The organism is Actinoalloteichus sp. GBA129-24 (assembly GCF_001941645.1).
In the GTDB taxonomy this organism is placed as follows: domain Bacteria; phylum Actinomycetota; class Actinomycetes; order Mycobacteriales; family Pseudonocardiaceae; genus Actinoalloteichus_A; species Actinoalloteichus_A fjordicus.
Genome location: NZ_CP016077.1, coordinates 6,250,394 through 6,269,185, shown reverse-complemented (window position 1 = coordinate 6,269,185; position 18,792 = coordinate 6,250,394). Strand labels below are relative to the sequence as shown.

17 protein-coding genes and 1 pseudogene are annotated in these 18,792 nt (G+C 69.4%); 10 read left to right on the top strand and 8 right to left on the bottom strand.

What is annotated here, in order from left to right; genetic code table 11:
* Positions 1-75 precede the first annotated feature (75 nt).
* Positions 76-804 (bottom strand): IclR family transcriptional regulator, encoded by a 729-nt coding sequence (locus UA75_RS26900; protein ID WP_083683659.1) that lies wholly within the window; start codon positions 802-804, stop codon positions 76-78.
* Between the two features lie 286 nt (positions 805-1,090).
* Between UA75_RS26900 and UA75_RS26895 the strand changes: the two genes are divergently transcribed.
* Positions 1,091-1,453 (top strand): hypothetical protein, encoded by a 363-nt coding sequence (locus tag UA75_RS26895; RefSeq protein WP_157434458.1) that lies wholly within the window; start codon positions 1,091-1,093, stop codon positions 1,451-1,453.
* Between the two features lie 214 nt (positions 1,454-1,667).
* Here the strand turns inward: UA75_RS26895 and UA75_RS26890 are convergent, their stop codons facing one another.
* Positions 1,668-2,012 (bottom strand): hypothetical protein, encoded by a 345-nt coding sequence (locus tag UA75_RS26890; RefSeq protein WP_075742621.1) that lies wholly within the window; start codon positions 2,010-2,012, stop codon positions 1,668-1,670.
* Positions 2,013-2,145: 133 nt separating this feature from the next.
* Here UA75_RS26890 and UA75_RS26885 point away from each other — a divergent pair, with 133 nt between their 5' ends.
* A complete protein-coding gene (locus UA75_RS26885) occupies positions 2,146-3,162 on the top strand; it encodes a Ku protein (protein WP_075742620.1) in 1,017 nt (338 codons plus the stop codon).
* A gap of 183 nt (positions 3,163-3,345) precedes the next feature.
* On the opposite strand, the gene UA75_RS35240 is transcribed toward UA75_RS26885, so the two are convergent.
* The gene (locus UA75_RS35240; protein ID WP_075744256.1) at positions 3,346-4,293 is read right to left on the bottom strand and encodes a serine/threonine dehydratase; all 948 of its coding nucleotides are present in this window, start codon (positions 4,291-4,293) and stop codon (positions 3,346-3,348) included.
* A gap of 675 nt (positions 4,294-4,968) precedes the next feature.
* On the opposite strand from UA75_RS35240, the gene UA75_RS26875 reads away from it, so the two are divergent.
* Together UA75_RS26875 and UA75_RS26870 are read left to right on the top strand one after the other, a co-directional pair.
* Positions 4,969-6,006, top strand: coding sequence for a methionine synthase (locus tag UA75_RS26875; protein ID WP_075744255.1), 1,038 nt, complete (start codon positions 4,969-4,971; stop codon positions 6,004-6,006).
* Between the two features lie 30 nt (positions 6,007-6,036).
* Positions 6,037-6,717: pseudogene (locus UA75_RS26870) on the top strand (hypothetical protein); the annotation flags it as partial.
* 598 nt (positions 6,718-7,315) lie between these two features.
* Here UA75_RS26870 and UA75_RS26865 read toward each other — a convergent pair.
* Positions 7,316-8,683: a hemolysin family protein gene (locus UA75_RS26865; protein ID WP_075742619.1), complete on the bottom strand. Its 1,368-nt coding sequence runs from the start codon at positions 8,681-8,683 to the stop codon at positions 7,316-7,318.
* 221 nt (positions 8,684-8,904) lie between these two features.
* On the opposite strand from UA75_RS26865, the gene ligA reads away from it, so the two are divergent.
* The 4 genes from ligA (at position 8,905) to UA75_RS35235 (ending at position 12,430) form a co-directional block, all read left to right on the top strand.
* Positions 8,905-11,244, top strand: coding sequence for an NAD-dependent DNA ligase LigA (gene ligA / locus UA75_RS26860; RefSeq protein WP_083683654.1), 2,340 nt, complete (start codon positions 8,905-8,907; stop codon positions 11,242-11,244).
* Positions 11,241-11,759 carry a GNAT family N-acetyltransferase gene (locus UA75_RS26855; RefSeq protein WP_232237467.1) on the top strand — a complete coding sequence of 173 codons (519 nt, stop codon included), beginning with the start codon at positions 11,241-11,243 and terminating at the stop codon, positions 11,757-11,759. Before ligA ends, UA75_RS26855 begins: the two co-directional genes overlap by 4 nt.
* A gap of 54 nt (positions 11,760-11,813) precedes the next feature.
* Positions 11,814-12,020, top strand: a complete 207-nt coding sequence (locus UA75_RS26850) for a type II toxin-antitoxin system VapB family antitoxin (RefSeq protein WP_075742618.1) — start codon at positions 11,814-11,816, stop codon at positions 12,018-12,020.
* A 179-nt stretch (positions 12,021-12,199) separates the two neighbouring features.
* Positions 12,200-12,430, top strand: a complete 231-nt coding sequence (locus UA75_RS35235) for a PIN domain-containing protein (protein WP_083683653.1) — start codon at positions 12,200-12,202, stop codon at positions 12,428-12,430.
* 144 nt (positions 12,431-12,574) lie between these two features.
* Here UA75_RS35235 and UA75_RS26840 read toward each other — a convergent pair whose 3' ends face one another.
* The 4 genes from UA75_RS26840 to UA75_RS26825 all read right to left on the bottom strand — a co-directional run bounded on the left by UA75_RS26840 (position 12,575) and on the right by UA75_RS26825 (position 16,590).
* Positions 12,575-13,486 carry a hypothetical protein gene (locus tag UA75_RS26840; protein ID WP_075742617.1) on the bottom strand — a complete coding sequence of 304 codons (912 nt, stop codon included), beginning with the start codon at positions 13,484-13,486 and terminating at the stop codon, positions 12,575-12,577.
* Between the two features lie 13 nt (positions 13,487-13,499).
* Positions 13,500-14,618, bottom strand: coding sequence for an AAA family ATPase (locus UA75_RS26835; protein WP_075742616.1), 1,119 nt, complete (start codon positions 14,616-14,618; stop codon positions 13,500-13,502).
* Positions 14,618-15,796 (bottom strand): DUF262 domain-containing protein, encoded by a 1,179-nt coding sequence (locus tag UA75_RS26830; RefSeq protein ID WP_083683651.1) that lies wholly within the window; start codon positions 15,794-15,796, stop codon positions 14,618-14,620. The genes UA75_RS26835 and UA75_RS26830 overlap by 1 nt, the downstream gene beginning before the upstream one ends.
* Positions 15,797-15,936: 140 nt before the next feature.
* Positions 15,937-16,590, bottom strand: a complete 654-nt coding sequence (locus UA75_RS26825) for an amino acid-binding protein (RefSeq protein ID WP_075744252.1) — start codon at positions 16,588-16,590, stop codon at positions 15,937-15,939.
* Positions 16,591-16,953: 363 nt separating this feature from the next.
* Between UA75_RS26825 and gatC the strand changes: the two genes are divergently transcribed.
* Complete coding sequence (gene gatC / locus UA75_RS26820) at positions 16,954-17,253, top strand: Asp-tRNA(Asn)/Glu-tRNA(Gln) amidotransferase subunit GatC (protein ID WP_075742615.1); 300 nt, start codon at positions 16,954-16,956, stop codon at positions 17,251-17,253.
* A complete protein-coding gene (gatA, locus tag UA75_RS26815; protein ID WP_075742614.1) occupies positions 17,250-18,767 on the top strand; it encodes an Asp-tRNA(Asn)/Glu-tRNA(Gln) amidotransferase subunit GatA in 1,518 nt (505 codons plus the stop codon). Before gatC ends, gatA begins: the two co-directional genes overlap by 4 nt.
* Positions 18,768-18,792: the final 25 nt, after the last annotated feature.

Sequence of the window (18,792 nt, the reverse complement as noted above, 5' to 3'; positions counted from 1 at the left end):
GCCTCGATCAAGACACCCGTTCGTCGGTGCGGAATTCATCGCGGAAAACCTGCGGGACGACGGACGGCCCCGAGCTCAGAGCTGTCCGCTGGCACTCATCGCCTCGGCGGTGCGCAACACCGAGGGTGCGATGACCGCCTCGTCGCCTCTGCCGATCGCGACGACGCCCACGCTGGCCACCGCCGGACCGTGCGGCGGACGAATGGGTGCGGCGATGCCCCAGGCGCCCTCCTGGAGTTCGCCGCTGGTCACCGAGTAGCCCAGCCGCCGTGCCTCGGTGATGGCCTCGCGCTCACCGGGCACCGGCGGTCTGCCCGCCAGGATCGCGATGCCGGAGGCGCCCCGTTCCGCCTCGTGACGTGCGCCGACCCGGTAGGCGACGTGGGTGATCGTCTTGGACGGTTCGGTCACGGCGACGACCACGCAGCTGTTCTGGCCGTCCAGAGCGGTGACGAAGGCCGTGGCCTGCGAGGTCTCGGCCAGCTCCCGCAGTTGGTGGGTGAAGGTCCTCCTGAGCTGTGGCAGCACCGAGGACGCCAGTTCCAGGACGCCGAGGGCGAGCTGGTAGCGCCCTTCGTCGGTCTTGGTCACCAGCCGGTTGGACTGCAGCGTGCCGATGAGCCGGTAGACGGCGGTGCGTTCGATGCCCAGCCGTCGGGACAGCTCGCCGTGCATCAGCCCGTCGGGGTGATCACGCAGTTCCCAGAGAATGCGCAGGCCGCTGTCGAGCGTCTTGGCCCCGCGCGGCGGCGCGGCGGACTCCTCCGATTCGGGTGATCGGGCGGGCTGGGCCGACCTGCGCACCGGTCACGACCTCTCACTGTCGGATGATCTTCGCTGATGAGATCAGGCGCCTCATTGTGCACTATCTACGCATTCGGCGGACCGGTGGCGGGCGGGGCCGCGGTTCGCCCCAGTTCGCGCAAGCCTGCCTGCTTCGTCAATTTTCAACCTATCGCCTTTCTGGCCACGGGCACTATGTGAACAGTTTGAGTAGAGTGTGCACTCTGTGGCATCCTTCTCTCAGGTTCCACCGGGTCCGATCGGGGTCGGGCGCGGCCGGAGTGCCGCATCGCTGGAAGGTGGTGGAGTGGCAGTGTCGATCACCCGAGCTCAGGCGATTCGACGGTATCCCGAGCTGTCGTCGCTGGCGAAGATCAAGGACGCGGGCTGGGACTTCCACGTCCTGGTCGATGACGTGGGCGAGCCGTCCTGTCTGGTCGGCTATCGCAGCAGGCGTCAGTTCATCGATGCGATATACGTGTACGACTCCACCGAGACCACCGCTATCCGCATGGTCGTCGACCGTCCCGGCGCGGCGGGCGGCATCCTCTGGCAGTCCTCCGGCGTCTTGGAGGACACGCTCTCCGAGCTGTTGGCGCTGCCCGCGCCAGGTGACCGGCACGCCCCGGTGCTCACTCGCCGGATGGGAACGCTGCTCGGCTTCGTCTGATCCGTCCGGCTCGTCTCGCTGTGGCGAATCCCGATTGCTCCTCCGCTGACGGGTCAGATCGGCACCGTCAGCCACGTCTTGTGCGGACTACGACGTCGCCGCCGACCACGGCGAAGCGCTCCGCACAACAAGTCCGGTCCGGCGACGATGTGCTGCCCCCACACGTCGCCGGACCGGATGTGATTCCAAGGTCACTTAAGCGGTTCGGTCGGCCTCACGCCGCAGTGCCTCCCCGGCCCCGGAGGTGGCTGCGAATCGCCAGCGGCGCCCCGGCCAGGTCCTCGTCGTTACACAGCAGTTTCACGTCGTAATACGGCGAGCCGTCTCGATCGTCATAATCGAGATGAATCGCGATCACATCCACCGGTTCGCCGAGCCATTCCTGAGCCTGGCGCAACCAGGCCGCTGTTCGCTCCAGGGCGGTGGGCAAGTCGTCGTCCCGGAATTCCACCGGGCGGTAGGGCACTCCTTGAACCTGGTCTCGCTCGTGCTCTGGCCTCGGCAGTGCGATCGCCAGGCCGGACTCGTCGAGTTCGAGGTGGATAGTTTCCTCACTCACTCCTGAAGCCTGTCTTAGTGTGTGCGACCAGGCAACTCCCACGGGTGTGATGACGCGCTCGCTTCGAGCGTCGCCGCAGCTCGACGGGGCTGCCCCGGATGCGATCTCGTCGAGGCGCGAGTATCCAGGGGGCATGCGGTCGATGTGGCGAGGCGCGATCTCCTTCGGGCTGGTCAATGTGGCTGTCCGGCTCTACGCCGCCACGGAGGACCATGATTACCATTTCTTCCAGTTGCACCGGAAAGATCATGGTCGGATTCGCTACAAGCGGGTATGCACCGTCTGTGGCGAGGAGGTCACCTTCGATGAGATCGCCAAAGGCTACGAGATGGACGACGGCAGGCTGGTCGTCCTGGAGCCCGAGGACTTCGCCCGGCTGCCGATCACCACAGAGCGGGCCATCCAGGTGCTGGAGTTCGTCCCGGTGGAGAGCGTGGACCCGATCTACTTCCAGCGCAGCTACCTGCTGGAACCCGAGAATCCCTCGGTGCGGCCCTACGTGCTGCTCCGGGATGCGCTGGAGCGGGTCGGCCGCCTCGCCGTCGTCAAGATCACCCTTCGGCAGCGCGAGACTCTGGCGATGCTGCGGGCCAGGGACGACGTGATCGTCCTGCACACCATGCTCTGGCCGGACGAGATTCGCCCCGCCGAGTTCGAGTTCCTCGGCCAGGAGGTGTCCGTCCGACCGCAGGAACTCGACATGGCCACCTCGCTGATCGAGAACATGACCGGAGAGTTCGATCCGACGGAGTTCTCCGACGACTACCAGCGGCTCCTCGGCGATCTGATCGAGGCCCGCGCGCAGGGTGTCGAGGTCCCGACCGGGCCGCCGGAGGAGCCTGCGGGCGGCGATGTCATCGACCTGATGACCGCGCTGGAGCGCAGCATCGCCCAGACCAAGACCGGGGACGAGCCTGCGGCGGAGAAGAAGCCCGCCCGCCGCCGCACGACCGCGCCGAAGCAGCCCGCAGGCGGTGGGAGGACGACGGCGAAGGCCGAGTCGGGCGGCCGGTCCAAGACGGGTTCGGCGAAGTCGAAGAGCGCGAGCGGCGCTAGGGCCGATTCGGCCGACACCGAGTCCAAGACCGCGCAGGGCGACAAGGCACGGTCCCCCCGGCGCAAGACCACCGGGCGCAAGCGCACCGCCTGACCCGGGGGCGGTCGGCGGCGTGCTGCGGTTCGGCTTCGCCTCGACGGGGCTCGGCTCGACGGGGGTCGGCCCGAATCCGTCCGATGCGGGCAGCCGGTGAAGGCCGTTCGCCGAGAGGCCGGGCGCGGGCTGTCGGCTCGGCAGGCAGCACGGGCCGGGCAGTACCGGCCGGGCAGCTCGGGCTCAGGCAGGCGACCAGTCGGTGTTCGCGCCGCAGAGCACCACGGCCGGGTGCTCACCGGGCACCAGCCCCGCCTGCCAGGCGGCGAAGGGCGCGGCGGCGGCAGGCTCCACGGCGATGCGGAACTCCTCCCAGAGCCGGTCCCGCGCGGCGAGGATCTGTTCGTCCGTGACCAGCTCGCAGCGCAGTGCCCCGGCTCGGCCCAATTCGCTGAGCACCGCGAAGGGCACCGCGCCGATCCGAGAGGCGCCGAGGCCGGAGGCGGCCACCGAGTCCACCTCGGCGTCCACCGGCCTGCCCTCCTCGATCGCGCGATGCACGGAACAGCAGCCGTCCGGTTCCACCGCCACTGTGCGGCGGTCGGGCGCCACCGCCGACACCGTCCCCGCCGCGAGTCCGCCGCCGCCCGCCGCGACGGCGATGACGTCCACCTCCGGCGCGTCCTCGACGATCTCCAGCGCGACGGTGCCCTGCCCCGCGACCACGGCCGGGTCGTCGAAGGCGGGCACGTACCGCGCGCCGGACTCGGCAGCGGCCTGCTGGGCGGCGCGGGCGGCATCGGCATAGGACGGGCCGAGCCGGACGAGTCGGGCGCCCAGCGCCTCGATGCGGCGGGCCTTGCCTGCGGGCACCGTCTCCGGCACGTAGACGTCGGCGGGCAGCTCTGCCAGCCGCGCGGCCATGGCGACGCCGAGGCCGTGATTGCCGCCCGACGCGGTGACGACCCTGGCGGGGCGCTCGCCGCTGAGCATGGCGTTCAACGCGCCGCGCAGCTTGAACGACCCGGTCTTCTGCAGGTGTTCCAGCTTCAGCACCAGCGGCCTGCCGTCGAGTTCGACCCGCATGATCGGAGTGCGGCGCGCGTGTGGCCGGATTCGGTCCGAGGCTTCTCGGACGGCCTCGCGAGCGAGTTCGGCTGTCTGGGTCGTGGGCGAGACGCTGAGAGTCACCCGTACCACTGTGCCATCCCGGTCCGGCCGGCCCACGCGGCCGGCGCCCTCGCGTCGGCGGTTCGGCCTGCTCCCCGTCGGCCGTCGCTCACCCCCGTGAGTGAGTCGGCCTGCGGCGGTGGCCACCGGCAGCGACGGCGACTCAGGCGAACCGGAAGAACACTCGGAAATCGAGTGATGCTCAATCGAGAGGGTGAACGAGAGTGACCGTCGGGCCGGTCGCCCGCTCGGGATCTCCCACGCCGGACGTCGGTGTCGGCGTCGGACCGCGTCGCCTCGCGGCCTGTCCGGTGGGGCTGCCCGCCGGGGGTCTGTTCGGCGGTCGAGACATCCGCGTCGTTGGGCCGCTCCGGTGTCCGAGCCACCCCCGGGATGCGAACGCTGCTCCGTTTCGCGCCAGGACTGCCGGAGGCGGACGCGGGACGACGCGGCGCGGCGCCGCCCCGCGTCCGCTCGTCGTCCCGCAACGGGGACGTCGGCGGGCGGGCCGTCGGCGATCCGTTCGGCGGTTCGCGGACGCCCGGGTGCGAGAACGCTAGGCCGCCTGGTGATCTTCGTCAATGGGTCTAGACCACCTGGCGGAGTCGGCTGAACGGACCGGCCCAGTCGGGTTGCCTCCCCGGCTGGGTGCCGGCCCGCGAAGGGCGACATCGGCCGAGGTGGTAGGCAGTGATCGTGACCAAGACACCGTGGCCCGCAGGCACCGCCACCGCGATCGGCTCGATGCCGGGGACGAACGCCGTGGAGGCCGCCCGGATCGTGCTCGGCGAGCTTCCGGACCTGCCGTACCTTCCGGAGCTCCCTGCCCGTGGCGTCGGCGCCGACCTGCTGGGCCGGACGGCGGCGCTGCTGGTCGCCATGCCGGTCGAGGTGGTCCCCTCCGGTTATCGGCTCGCCGCCCGCCCCGGCCTCGACCAGCGTCGGGCACACGACCTGATGCGCATGGACCTCGACGCGCTCGACGCCGTGCTTCAGGAGACGGGTGTCCGGCCTGCCCGCCTCAAGGTGCAGCTCGCCGGGCCGTGGACCTTCGGCGCGAGCGTGGAGCTGCCGCGAGGTCATCGCCTTCTCACCGACGCAGGCGCGCTGCGTGACCTGGTCGAGTCGCAGGTGGAGGGCCTCGCCGCGCACGTCCGTGAGCTGGCCGACCGCACCGGGGCGCAGATCGTCGTCCAGATCGACGAGCCCAGCCTGCCTGCGGTGATCGCCGGGCTGCTGCCGACACCGTCGGGCCTGAGCATGGTGCCCGCCGTCGCAGCGCCCGAGGCGCAGAACGTGCTCGCCGGGGTGGTCGAGGCCGCGCGGAAGGCCACCGGATCTCCCGTCCTGCTGCACTGCTGCGCGCCGGACGCACCGCTGGCCGTGTTGCGGGGCGCGGGCGCCGACGCCCTCGGAATCGACCTCACGCTGCCTGCGACGGAGTCGACCACGGCCCTGGACACGATCGGCGAGCTGTGGGACTCCGGTGCGACGCTGCTCCTGGGACTCGTGCCGGGGACCGAGCCGACTCGCCCCCCGACCCTGCGCGAGGCGGCCAGGCCTGCCCTGGAGCTGGTGGATCGGCTTGGCTTCCCCCGGTCGCTGCTGGCCACACAGGCGGTGCCGACACCGTCGTGCGGGTTCGCCGGGGCGACCCCGGAATGGACCCGGAAGGCGATGAACACCCTGGTGGATTTGGGTCGAGTGTTCGTCGAGCCGCCGGAGGACTGGTGATCGCGCGAGCGATCGGGAACGGACAGCACAATGGGCACTGTGAAGAGATTCCTTCGTCGGCTCTGGCCGGCGCGAACCGAGTCGGAGGCCCCCCTCGCCCAGGAGCCGCCCGCCGAGGGCGACGCCGGACGCGCGGCGGCGGAGTTCTGGGCCCGCTGGGAGCTGCTGCTCCCTGAGGTCAGTGCCGCTCTCGGCGACGGAGAGCCGGATCGCATCGAGAACCAGCTCTGCGCGTCGGTCGTCGCGCTGCACCCCGATCTGCACTTCTCCCTCGAACGCGGACACCGTGCCGTCTACGCGCTGGTGATCAGCGCCCAGGGCGACACGGCGCTGCGGCCGTACACCGACGCGTGGAAGGCCGCCGCGCCCTCGGACGACACCATCTGGGAGTACCACGACTCGGTGCCGCCGGTTCCCGACCCCAACGGCGTCACGGTCAACCTCGGCGAGCATCGACTGCCGCTGGCCCAGGTCCGGGTGGCCGCACTCGTGGACGAGGAGGCGGGCCTGGTGGACGTCGCCGTCTTCCATCCGCTGATGTCGGAGCTCGCGGACGCGGCGAAGGCGGCGATGACGTTTTTGCCGCTGGATGCCACCCTCGGCGAACGGCTGGCGGGCGATCGACTCGGCCGGGTGGAGACCGCCGAGCAGGAGCCCAGCGGGGCGATCGGCCTGCTGGAGCTGCGGACCCTGGTCGAGGAGCTGGACGAGGCCCTGCGACCTCAGGCGGAGGCGTCCGCCGAGGCGGCGGGGCCTGCGGCAGGCGAGGGCCAGGCAGACTCGCCCGAGTCGCAGCCTGCGCCGGACGCGGCGGACGCCACGACGGGGGAGCGGACCGGCGACGTCGGCGCTGCCGCGCAGGCGACCGAGGGCGCCGACGGCTCGTCGACGGCCGGCCCGGTCCTGGACGGCCTGGCGCCGGGTGACCCGGTGTCGGGCGGTGCGGACTCGGCCGAGCGGACGGGCGGCGGGACCGGCATCGACGATGCTGGTCCGGCGGATCTCGCAGGCGGCTCGGCGACGAGCGAGAAGGACGACCCCAGGAGCTGAACCGCCCCGGTCCGTCCGCCTGCCCGGCGAATCTCCGTTCCCGAGTGCGGTGTCGTTCGCCTGCCGGCCGCCCGTGAGTCGGGTGTCGTCCTGGACCGAGCACGGGCGGGCCGCCCGGAGACGGATCGCGTGACTCGCCCTGATTCGTTCGTCGTGCAGGCGGGCTCGCGCCAGGGACGGACGCCCCGGGGCGGGCCGCCTGCTCGTCGCGACAGCGGCCCGCGCAGCGCGGTCAGGCGGTGACGCGGTCGGGGGTGGGTCAGTCGTCGGCGGGACGGCGGTTGCGCGCGGTGCCCGTGGGGTCCGCCCCGCCCGAGGTGCCGTCGGCCGCAGGCCCGCCGGTGCGGCCGGGAATCGGCTCGATCCGGATTCTGGTGATCCGCCTGCCGTCCATCTCGGTGACGACGAAACGCCGTTCCAGCGCCTCCATCGAATCGCCCGGCGCGGGAATCCGACCGAGTCGGAACAGCAGGAAGCCCGCGAGGGTGGAGTAGGGCCCCTCCGGCAGCGTGAGGCCCGCACTCTCCAGCACCTCGTCGTGACGCAGCATTCCGTCGACCTCGATCACCCCGGCCCTGGCCTGCGCTCCTGGCCGCAGCTCGGGGTCGTACTCGTCCTGGATCTCGCCCACCAGCTCCTCGACCAGGTCCTCCAGGGTGACGATGCCGTCGGTGCCGCCGTACTCGTCGACGACCACGGCCAGATGCGATCCGGAACGCCGCAGCTGAGACAGGGCGGGCAGCAGTTCCTTGCTGCCGGGCAGCAGCGCGATCTCCCGGACGACGTCCCCGACCCGCAGCCCGTCGGCGCCCCGCTGGACGGCGGTGAGGACGTCGCGGACATGGACGAAGCCCAGGACGTCGTCGGCGGACTCGCCGATCACGGGATACCGGGAATGCGGCTGGTCGATGATCTCCCCGGCCGCCTCGATCAGCGGCACGGTGGCTTCGAGGAAGGTGACCTCGGTCCTGGGCACCATGACCTGGTTGACGGTGCGGTCGGTCGCTTCGAACACGTCCACCAGCACGCGCCGCTCCTCGGCGCTGAGCTGCCGGTGCGTGCTCACCATCTCGCGAAGCTCCTCCTCGGTGACCTCCTCGTTCTGCTGACGAGGGTCCAGGCCGAACAGCCGGACGACGAGGTTCGTCGAGTGGGACAGCAGCCAGATCACCGGTCGGGTGATTCCGGCGATGCGGTCCAGCACCGGCGCCACGAACAGCGACACGCCCTCGGACTTCTGCAGGGCCAGGCGTTTAGGCACGAGCTCGCCGAGGACCAGGGAGAAGTACGAGATGACGATGGTGATCAACACCAGCGACAACGTGCTGGACAGCCCCTCCGGCACGCCCCAGCCCACCAGGACGGGCTGGAGCTCGACGGCCAGCGTCGCGCCGCCGAACGCGGAGGCGAAGAAGCCCGCGATCGTGACGCCGATCTGCACCGAGGACAGGAAGCGGTTTGAGTCGCCGTGCAGCTTGGCGACCTTCTCGCCTCTCCGACCCTTGCCCGCCATCGCTCGGACCTGGCTGCCCCGCAGCGAGACGAGTGCGATCTCCGATGCCGCGAAGAAGCCGCCGATGAGGATGAACACCAGGATGAGGAGGATGTTGAGTAATGTGCCGTCCATTCGATCAGAATGCCGGGTCGAGCTCCACCTCGCCTCTTTCATTCTGTTTCGTCCGGGTCGACTCGTCAGCCTTCTCGGCGCCTTCGGTGCCTTCACCGAGCCCTTTCCCCGGCTCGCACGAAAGCCTTCGCCGGATGGACGGGGACGCGCCTGCACACTTCCGGGTGTGAGCTCGGCGGGCTGCGGCCTCGCGCGTCGGTGGTCGCGACTAGCCTGCCCCCGTGACCAGCGAATCAGCCGAGGAGACGGCCGCCTCGACCCAGGCTCAGAGCGTCGAGGACGTGCCCGCGCAGGCGAGGGAGAGACACGACCGACTCGCCGAGGAGGTCACGGGACATCAGTTCCGCTACTACGTGCGGGACGCGCCCACGATCTCCGACGGCGAGTTCGACCGCCTCCTCGGCGAGCTTGCCGAGCTGGAACGGCAGTACCCCGGTCTCGCGACCCCGGACTCCCCGACGCAGCGGGTGGGCGGCACCTTCTCCACCGAGTTCAACGCCGTCGACCACCTGGAGCGGATGCTCAGCCTCGACAACGCCTTCGAGGACGAGGAGCTGGCCTCCTGGGTCGACCGGGTGGAACGCGAGGTCGGCACCGAGGCCCACTACCTCAGCGAACTCAAGATCGATGGGCTGGCCATCAACCTGCTGTACGAGAACGGCCGACTGACCAGGGCGCTGACCAGGGGAGACGGTCGGACCGGTGAAGACGTCACGCTGAACATCCGCACCATGGACGATGTGCCGGAGCGGCTGCACGGCACCGAGGAGTTCCCGATTCCCGAACTCGTCGAGGTGCGCGGCGAGGTGTTCTTCGTGCTGGAGGAGTTCACCGAGCTGAACGCGGGCCTGGTCGCCGCCGGCCGGGCTCCCTTCGCCAACCCGCGCAATGCGGCGGCGGGCTCGCTGCGACAGAAGGACCCTCGGGTGACGGCCACCCGTCCGCTGCGGCTCATCTGCCACGGGCTGGGCAGGCGGACCGGCTTCCAGGCGGCGCGTCAGTCGGAGGCCTACGCCGCGTTGCGCGCGTGGGGGCTGCCCGTCTCCGGCCACACCAAGGTCCTCGGCTCGCTGACGGAGCTTCGAGAGCACATCGCCTACTGGGGCGAACATCGGCACGACGCCGAGCACGAGATCGACGGCGTGGTGTTCAAGGTCGACGAGGTGCCGCTGCAACGCAGGCTGGGCACCACCTCGCGGGCGCCGCGCTGGGCGATCGCCTACAAGTACCCGCCGGAGGAGGCCACCACCGAGCTGCGGGACATCCAGGTCAACGTGGGTCGCACCGGGCGGGTAACGCCGTTCGCGGTGATGGAGCCGGTGAAGGTGGCGGGTTCCACCGTGGCGATGGCCACCCTGCACAACGGCGACGAGGTCCGGCGCAAGGGAGTGCTCATCGGCGACCGCGTGGTGATCCGCAAGGCAGGCGACGTCATCCCCGAGGTGCTCGGACCGGTGGTGGACGCCAGGGACGGCTCCGAACGGGAGTTCGTGATGCCGACGCACTGCCCGGAGTGCGGCACCGAGCTGCGGCGGGAGAAGGAGGGCGACGTCGACATCCGCTGTCCGAACGCGCGGTCCTGCCCCGCGCAGCTCAGGGAGCGGTTGTTCCACCTGGCCGGCCGGGGCGCCTTCGACATCGAGGTCCTCGGCTACGAGGCGGCCTCGGCCCTGCTGACCTCGCGGGTGATCACCGACGAGGGTGACGTCTTCGAACTGACCGAGGACACCCTGCACCAGGCGGAGCTGTTCCGCACCAAGGCGGGCGAGCTGTCGGCCAACGGTCGGAAGCTGATCCGCAATCTGGCCGCCGCGAAGGAGCAGCCGCTGTGGCGGGTGCTGGTGGGACTGTCGATCCGCCACGTCGGACCGACGGCGGCCCGCGCCCTGGCCAGGGAGTTCGGCTCGCTGGAGCGGATCGACGACGCCGACGAGGCCGAGCTGGCGGCGGCCGACGGCGTCGGCCCCACCATCGCGACCGCCGTGCGCGAGTGGTTCGCCGTCGACTGGCACCGCGAGGTGGTCGACAAATGGCGTCGGGCGGGCGTGCGCATGGTGGACGAGCAGTACGACTCGGTCCCCCGCACGCTGGAGGGCCTGTCCATCGTGGTCACCGGCTCGTTGGAGGGCTTTTCTCGTGACGAGGCGAAGGAGGCCGTGATGGTGCGCGGCGGCAGGCCCGCCAGCGCGGTCTCCAAGAAGACCGCCTTCGTGGTCGTCGGCGAGGCCCCCGGCTCGAAGTACGACAAGGCGATGCAGCTCGGCGTCCCGGTGCTGGACGAGGCGGGCTTCCGCGTGCTGTTGACGGACGGGCCTGCGGCGGCCGGTCCGCTGGCCGAACGGCCTGCGCAGGAGGAGTCCGAGGCGGATGCGGCGGCCGAGGCGGCAGGCGGCGAGTCGTCGGGCCCGGCGAAGAAGCGGGCAGGCGCGAAACGTGCGGGCAAGGGTGCGAAGATCGCCGCGACAGTAGAGTCGGCCGATACTCAGGCCGGTGGGCAGCCCTCCGGTGCGGCCGAGGATGCCTCGCCTGCGGCCACGACCGAAGACGGAGGCGCGGAATGATGCTCAGGACAGGCCTGGATCTCGTCTTACGCCGGGCCGTCGCCGATGAGTACGCCGCGATCGGCGAGTTGACCGTCGCCGCCTACCGCGCGGACGGCTTCCTCGTGGGTGACGAGGACTACGCGGCCACCCTGCTCGACGTGGCCACCCGAGACCGCGAGGCGGAGGTCTTCGTGGCCGTCGACGACCTGGGCACGGTGCTCGGCGCCGTCACGGTCTGCCCGGCGGGCAGCACCTATGCCGAACTTGCCCGCGACGGTGAACTCGAGGTACGGATGCTCGCGGTGGCGCCTGCGGCCCGAGGCAGGGGAGTGGGTCATCGCCTGATGGCCGAGGTCCGTTCGCTCGCCCGGCAGCGGGGCATGACGCGCGTCGTGCTGTGCAGCCAGGAGCGGATGCAGGCTGCCCATCGCCTCTACCAACGATCCGGTTTCACCCGGCTGCCCGCCAGGGACTTCAGCGAGGCGGGGATCAGCCTGCTGTCCTTCTCGCTGGAGCTGGCGTCGGGGGAGTGACCGATTGATCGCTTCGGTCTGGTCTGAAACGTCCCAGCGGTGCAGTGTCGGCGTATGAGCCGCACCTACCTCGATCTTGACGACGAACCGGTTGCCGAGGCGATGAGACGGCACAACGTCGCCACGAAACGCGAAGCAGTGGATCTGGCGCTGCGGCGACTGGTCGAGCCGAGGATCGCCACCGAGGAACTGCTCGCCCTACGGGGTGTCGGATGGGACGGCGATCTCGACGAGATGCGTGCCGAGGCGCCCGAACACTGATAACGCCTGTCTGATCGACAGCTCAGTGTGGATCGATGTCCTGACCGACCGCCCCGGCGTCGCGCACGAGCGGTTCACCGAACCGGCGGCGGAGCCGGCCCAGATCGCCACGACTGATCCTGTGCTGATGGAACGGCGGGCCGGGGCGAACGGCCTGCGGCGGCTTGCGCATCGCATCAGTGCTCAATCGGCTGCGGCTGCTCGGCGTCGATCCGGCGATCGACTTTCACTATGCGGCTGATCTGTATCGGAACGTTCGGAGGTTCGGGCATACGATCCGATCGATGGTCGACTGCCTGATCGCGTCGGTCGCTATTCGGACCGAGGCGATCCTGGTGCACAAGGACCGTGACGTCGATCGGATCGCGGCGGTGGCCCCTGATCTGAGGACCGAGTCGCTGCTCGACTGAGCCGACGGTGGGCACCACCGGTTCAGCAGGTTCCGCGAGTGACGCGGAAGCCTCTGTCGTGATGCCGTTCACAGTGTTCGGTTCGCCTGCGGACACGGTCATCACGCGGTACGAGCAGGCGTCAGGCCTGACGGGACTGGAGGCTCAGAGCTTTTTCCCGATGTAGCCCACGCGGGCGGTCCGGTTCTCGGCCACCAGCCGGAAGTGGAGTCTTCCGGCGCCGGGAGTGAATCGAGCATGCTGGTCGAAGACCTGGCTTGTGCCGTCGACATCGGTGAAAGAGCAGAGCCGCTTGCGCTGCTCGGCTTCTGGGGAGATGAACGTCTGCCACGCTGGCTGCGGCCTGATCTCGGGATTCCAGTCGGAGACCGACTGCTGAACCTTGGCCAGCACTGTTCGGACGGGGTGTACCCAACAACGGTCCAACTTGGCGAGATCGTCCTCGACGCGTGGCAGGAACTCCACATCGGGAAAGTGCTCCGCGCGCAGTCGCCAGAGATCGTCACCGGTGAGAATCGTGGTGACGCCAGCCGTGCTCAACCAGTCTCGGTGTGTGGAGACATGGTCACAGTGGGATGCATGCCGAACCTGTACGGCGTCTTCAGTGAGTCTGCTCTCCTGCTCATCGATCGCGATTCGGGTGACTTCCACTCCCGATTCTGTCCAGGCATCGTCCACCGGCAGACTCACAGCGATACCGTCGCTGATGTCCGCAGCCGCCAGTCCGGCGGCCGGGCGCCCGAGATGGCGATAGTCGACTCGGGAAGCGATCTCCGGCGGCACGATGTCGGCGAAGGTGACCGGCGAGCGGTCCTGTCTTCGCCTCAGGAAGCGCCATTGATCCAGATTGCGGGTATCGGCTGCCCACTTGGCCATCGGGTAGCCAGGACAAAGCTCGATAGCGGGCAGCCTCTCAGGAGTCACCAGTGCGGCGCCCGGCCTGCGTTTGTTGATCTCGCGCACTACGTCGACGAGCTCGGCCATCGCCGCGTCCACGTCCTGCCGACGATTCGACGTCGTGCACGAGAGCTCGTTTAGACAGATCAGGATCGGCACGGCGTCGTCTCCGTTAGTCCAGAAGCTCGTCGAGCGAACGATCCCATTCGTCGAAGAACCCGTCCGGCCACTCGGTCAAGGCCCCGTTCGCCTTCAGTTCTGGAGTCCGCACCTGCGGGCCCTCCCTCGTCTGCTCGAAGTAGTGGAGCCGGACGTCTCCGGTGGAGAGCAGATCGCGCTTCACGGCGAGACGGACCGCGTTCAACACATGGTCGCTATGGGTCTCGACGATGAGTTGCGCTCCGTTCGCCACAGCGCGGCAGGCCAGCTCCGTCATCATCGACTGCCCCCGGGGGTGTAGATGCGCCTCGGGATTCTCCAGCATGATCAAGCTGCCTGGTACGGCGGTGAGACAGGCCACGATGATCGGAAGCGCGTAGGTGAGTCCGAAACCGACGTTCGTCGGGCGGTATGGGTTGCTGGAGGACAGGCCCGCGCCGCCGCCGAACTGGTAGGAGAGCCGCACACTGTCCGTGCCGTCGATTCCCGTGGCCGAGAGACTTGCACCGGGACAAAGATGACCGAGCCAGGCCTCGGCCTGACTCAACAGGGTTGTCGACGTCGTCGTAGGATGGCGGAGCCGAGGGCCTGCGATCGAATCATCCTGATGGTTCCGCAGATAATTGACCGTGTGCTCGCCCCGCGCGCCGAGTGAGCGTCGCCGTACCGCCGCATCATGAGAGCGCGGGTAACTCACTGCTGGGGAGATGCGGTCCGCTCGCAGATACTGGAATCCATCGGCAAACGGGCTCAGTCTGCGGTAGACCTCCTCCGCAGGACTGTGGGTGAGTTCCAGCAGGTCGTCCTCGGCTCCGTAGCCCGCCGACCATCGGTATGAGACGTTCGAGTCGTCGGCGAGGCCGATCTCGATCTCTCCTGCGCCGCTCCACGCCTCGTGCCGAACGTCCTGCCCCCTGCCCAACTCGACGAACTCACCGTTGAGGAGCAGGCCGAGATGCGTATCGTCCGAGCCGAGCACACCCGACGTGAAGGACTGCCGCAACAGGGCGATCGCCTGAAGGACGCTGCTCTTACCGGAGGAGTTGAGCCCCGAGAGCAACGTGAAGGGCCCCAGGGGCAGGGCCAGCGTGGCGAAGGCCTTGAAATGTCTCAGGGTGAGGTGGCGGAGCATCACGCGGTCCCGTCGTGTCGACGCAGCACTTCGTCGAACATCTGAAATCTCGCGCGCACCTTACCGACATCTCCGGTGCCGACTGAGATCGCCCGTTCGAAGACCGGGTCGGCGAGAAGCTCGACCACATCGTCATTCACGATGTTTTTTTTGGCGACCAGTGTGCTGCGCTGTGCGGGGGTTCGGCTTGCCAGGTTCACCGAGGTGGCCTCGAACAGGGCCTTGTTGATGGGATTGCGCCCACGCTGCCCGAGGGCCTGTTTGCGGAATGTGTGGTAGCTGAAGAGGTCATGGGCACAGGTCATTGCCGCGTCGAACTCGGCGGCCAGTCTCGATCGCTCGGCTTCCGTCTCCGAGTTCAACTCCCACATGGTCTTGCGCAGGAAGGCGTCGAAGTCCTGCTCCGAATACTCCTGTGGGTTGGCTCGCCGAAACGCGAGGAACCGGAGAGCCATCTCCCGGTCGGCCATCCGACTCGGGGAGACGCTGCGGGCTGTCGCGGTCAGGAACTTCGGGCTCTGGGCGAGAGCGGACAGCAGCGCGCGGGCCGCGCCGGGGATGAGGGCGTGGCGCAACTCCTGCTGGGACAGCACGAGTCCGCCGGTGTTGATCCGGCCGAAGACGTTGAACTTCACCTCTTCCGGCGTCGTGTGCCGGATGAGATGCAACACCACCTCGGTCTCCTCCAGCCGGGTCATCAGACGCCCAGGGAGCTGGTTGAAGCGAAAACCTTCATACTCCCGCAGATACTCCAGATCGGAGAGCCTGAGCGGGCTGATGTCGACGCTTGCGGGCTCGATGAACCTGGCGATGGTGGTCAGCCGCTGGATCCCGTCGACGATGGACCAGGTCTCGCCCTCGTTCTCGGCCGCGTAGAAGGTGGGCAGCGGGATTCGCAGCAGGAGCGACTCGATGAGCCTGCTCTGTGCCTTCTCTGTCCAGAGACCCGCTTTTCGCTGAAAGTCCGGCGCGAGATCGATGCTGCCTCGCTTGATCCGGGACAACAACAGCGACACGGTCGGCGTCCTGGTGACGACGTCGATTCGTTCAGGATCGAAGGGATGCTGAATCTCGTTCGGTTCCTCCAGCTCGACGCCGCTGTCCCGACCGGTCGCGTCGAGTTCTACGACGATCGAGGAGGGCGATACGGCGAGGCCGTCCGGCGTGGCGCGGTCCATGGGAGTCGACGAACCTCCTCGTACGGGGGCTTGGAGTCCGACTCGAGGTGAGTCGCGGGCTCGGAGCCCTCCTAGGCTAGTCGTCGAAGACCGCACCGTCGGTGCGTGCCGCGCGGTGCCCCCGCGCAATCCACCCCGCCTCAGCGCGGCAGCAGGCTGGAGACGATTCCGGTGAGGTGAGCAAGTCTCGCGACCTCGGAGGCGCGGAACATGGGGCCGCCCGGCCTGCCGACCAGCAGGGCACGCTCCGGCCTGCCCAACGGGGTGGCGGCGAGTTCGGTGCCCAGCTCCCGCCAGGTCTCGGGCACCCAGTCCTCCTCGCCGTCGAGCACGAGCGACTTGTGCAGGGGCATCCACGGCAGATTCATCGAGCGGGTCTCCGGTGCCGCCGCACTGGCGGCGAGTCGGAACGCGCCGTCGCCGTTCTCGGCGAACACCACGGCCCAGCCCGCGCGGATGATCCGGGGCACCCCCTCGGCGAACACGTCCAACCCTTGACGCGGGTTGGCGGCCACCTCCTCGATCAGTTCCAGCTCTCGGTAGGTGTCGAGCACGCCTGCATAGGGCCGCACGGCGTCGACCTCGACGCCGTCCACCGACTCGGCCGCTGTGATCAGCACGTCGGGGAGCCTGCCGGAGGGCAGCTCCACCACCAGGTCGTCGATGGCCAGTCCCGCGCCGCGCTCGACGACGTCGACGCTCAGGATGTCGGCACCCACCGTGCCCAGCGCGCTCGCGACCGCGCCCAGCTTTCCCGGCTGGTCGGGCAGTTGCACGCGGATCAGGAAGGACACGGGTCCCAACGCCTCCTGTTGCCTGCGCGGAACCTCGCCGTCCGCGCCACGACCGGCGGATCCCATTCGTTCATCGTGGTCCGAATCGGAGTCGATGACCATTCTCGACCTCACCTACGGCGCGGCCTCGACTTCTCGTGAAGCCGACTGCCGCACCACCGCCGTCGGCCGAAATCATGGCAGACCACACCGTCGGATAGATCGCCCGACCGAGTTCGATCAGAGTTTGGAACGAAATTTTCATCCGCAGGCTGGCGGAAGTCCACACCGTGACGGTCGGATGCGACCCGCGACGACCTGCGCGGGGCTGCCCAATAGACTCGCGAGGTCTCGCACACTCACCGCGACCAGGGGGGCTTTCCAGTGCCCAGCATCTCCCGTGACGAGGTCGCGCACCTCGCTCGGCTGGCCAGGCTGGCCGTGACCGACGACGAGTTGGACACGTTCGCGGGCCAGCTCGACGTCATTCTGCGGTCGGTCGCCCAGGTCGGGGAGGTCGCCGCCGACGACATCCCGCCGACCTCACACGCCGTGCCGGTCACCAACGTCTTCCGGGACGACGTGATCCGGCCGGGTCTCACCCGCCAGGAGGCACTCGGCGGCGCGCCCGCCGTCGAGGAGAACCGCTTCCGCGTCCCGCGCATCCTCGGGGAGGAGCAGTGAACAGCCCGTTGATCCGGCTCACCGCGGCCGAGCTGGCCGCCAGGATTCATGCCAGGGAGGTCACCTCGGTCGAGGTGACCCAGGCCCACCTGGACCGCATCCAGGCAGTCGACGGGCGGATCAACGCGTTCCTGCACGTCGACACCGAGGGCGCGCTCGCCGCCGCCCGCCAGGTGGACGAGGCCCTCGACGCGGGCACGGCACCGGTCTCGCCGCTCGCGGGGGTTCCGCTGGCGCTCAAGGACGTGCTGACCACCAAGGGCATCCCGACCACCTGTGGTTCGAAGATGCTGGAGGGCTGGCGCCCGCCGTATGACGCCACGGTGACGGCCCGGCTGCACGCGGCGGGCGTGATCGTGCTCGGCAAGACCAACATGGACGAGTTCGCCATGGGCTCCTCCACCGAGAACTCGGCGTACGGGGTGACCCGCAACCCGTGGGACACCGACCGCATCCCCGGCGGGTCGGGCGGCGGCTCGTCGGCCTCGCTGGCGGCCTTCGAGGCCCCGCTGGCGATCGGCACCGACACGGGCGGCTCGATCCGCCAGCCCGGCTCGGTGACCGGCACGGTCGGTGTGAAGCCCACCTACGGCGGAGTCTCCCGGCACGGGCTCGTCGCCTTCTCCTCCTCGCTCGACCAGGCAGGCCCCTGCGCGCGCACCGTCCTGGACGCCGCACTGCTGCACGAGGTGATCGCCGGACACGACCCGATGGACTCCACGTCGATCGACGCCCCGGTTCCGCCGGTCGTCGCGGCGGCCAGGCAGGGCGCCGCAGGCGATCTGCGCGGGGTCCGGGTCGGCGTGGTCCGCGAGTTCTCCGGTGACGGCTACCAGCCCGGCGTCCTGCGGTCCTTCGAGGCGGCGGTGAAGCAGCTCACCGCCCTCGGCGCAGACGTCGTCGAGGTCTCCTGCCCGCACTTCGACTACGCCCTGGGCGCCTACTACCTGATCGCGCCGAGCGAGTGCTCCTCCAACCTGGCCCGCTTCGACGCCATGCGCTACGGCCTGCGCGTCGGCGGCGACGACCCGAAGCTGGGCGCCGAGGAGGTCATGTCCCTGACGCGGGAGGCGGGCTTCGGTCCCGAGGTCAAGCGGCGGATCATGCTCGGCACCTACGCGCTGTCCTCCGGCTACTACGACGCCTACTACGGGCAGGCGCAGAAGGTCCGGACGCTGATCACCCGCGACTTCACCGCCGCGTTCGAGAACGTCGACGTGCTGGTCTCGCCGACCACGCCCACCACGGCGTTCCGCATCGGCGAGCGGGCCGACGACCCGATGGCGATGTACCTGGCCGACCTGTGCACCATCCCGGCGAACCTGGCGGGCAACGCGGCGTTGAGCGTCCCCAGCGGGCTCTCGGACGAGGATGGCCTGCCGGTCGGCCTCCAGATCATGGCCCCGGCCATGGCCGACGACCGGATGTACCGGGTCGCCGCCGCCTACGAGGTCGCCCGCAACGCGGCCGCCGACGGCGCCTTGATCGACCGCGTTCCCGACGTGGCGGTCTGACGGCCGTGACCGACGGGGGAGGGGG

Bases quoted from the DNA above. Each gene is read 5' to 3' on its own strand.
- UA75_RS26885 (WP_075742620.1), top strand. From the start codon at position 2,146: ATGCGGTCGATGTGGCGAGGCGCGATCTCCTTCGGGCTGGTCAATGTG.
- UA75_RS26835 (WP_075742616.1), bottom strand. From the start codon at position 14,618: ATGCTCCGCCACCTCACCCTGAGACATTTCAAGGCCTTCGCCACGCTG.
- UA75_RS26865 (WP_075742619.1), bottom strand. From the start codon at position 8,683: ATGGACGGCACATTACTCAACATCCTCCTCATCCTGGTGTTCATCCTC.
- UA75_RS26850 (WP_075742618.1), top strand. From the start codon at position 11,814: ATGAGCCGCACCTACCTCGATCTTGACGACGAACCGGTTGCCGAGGCG.
- UA75_RS26830 (WP_083683651.1), bottom strand. From the start codon at position 15,796: ATGGACCGCGCCACGCCGGACGGCCTCGCCGTATCGCCCTCCTCGATC.
- UA75_RS26855 (WP_232237467.1), top strand. From the start codon at position 11,241: ATGATGCTCAGGACAGGCCTGGATCTCGTCTTACGCCGGGCCGTCGCC.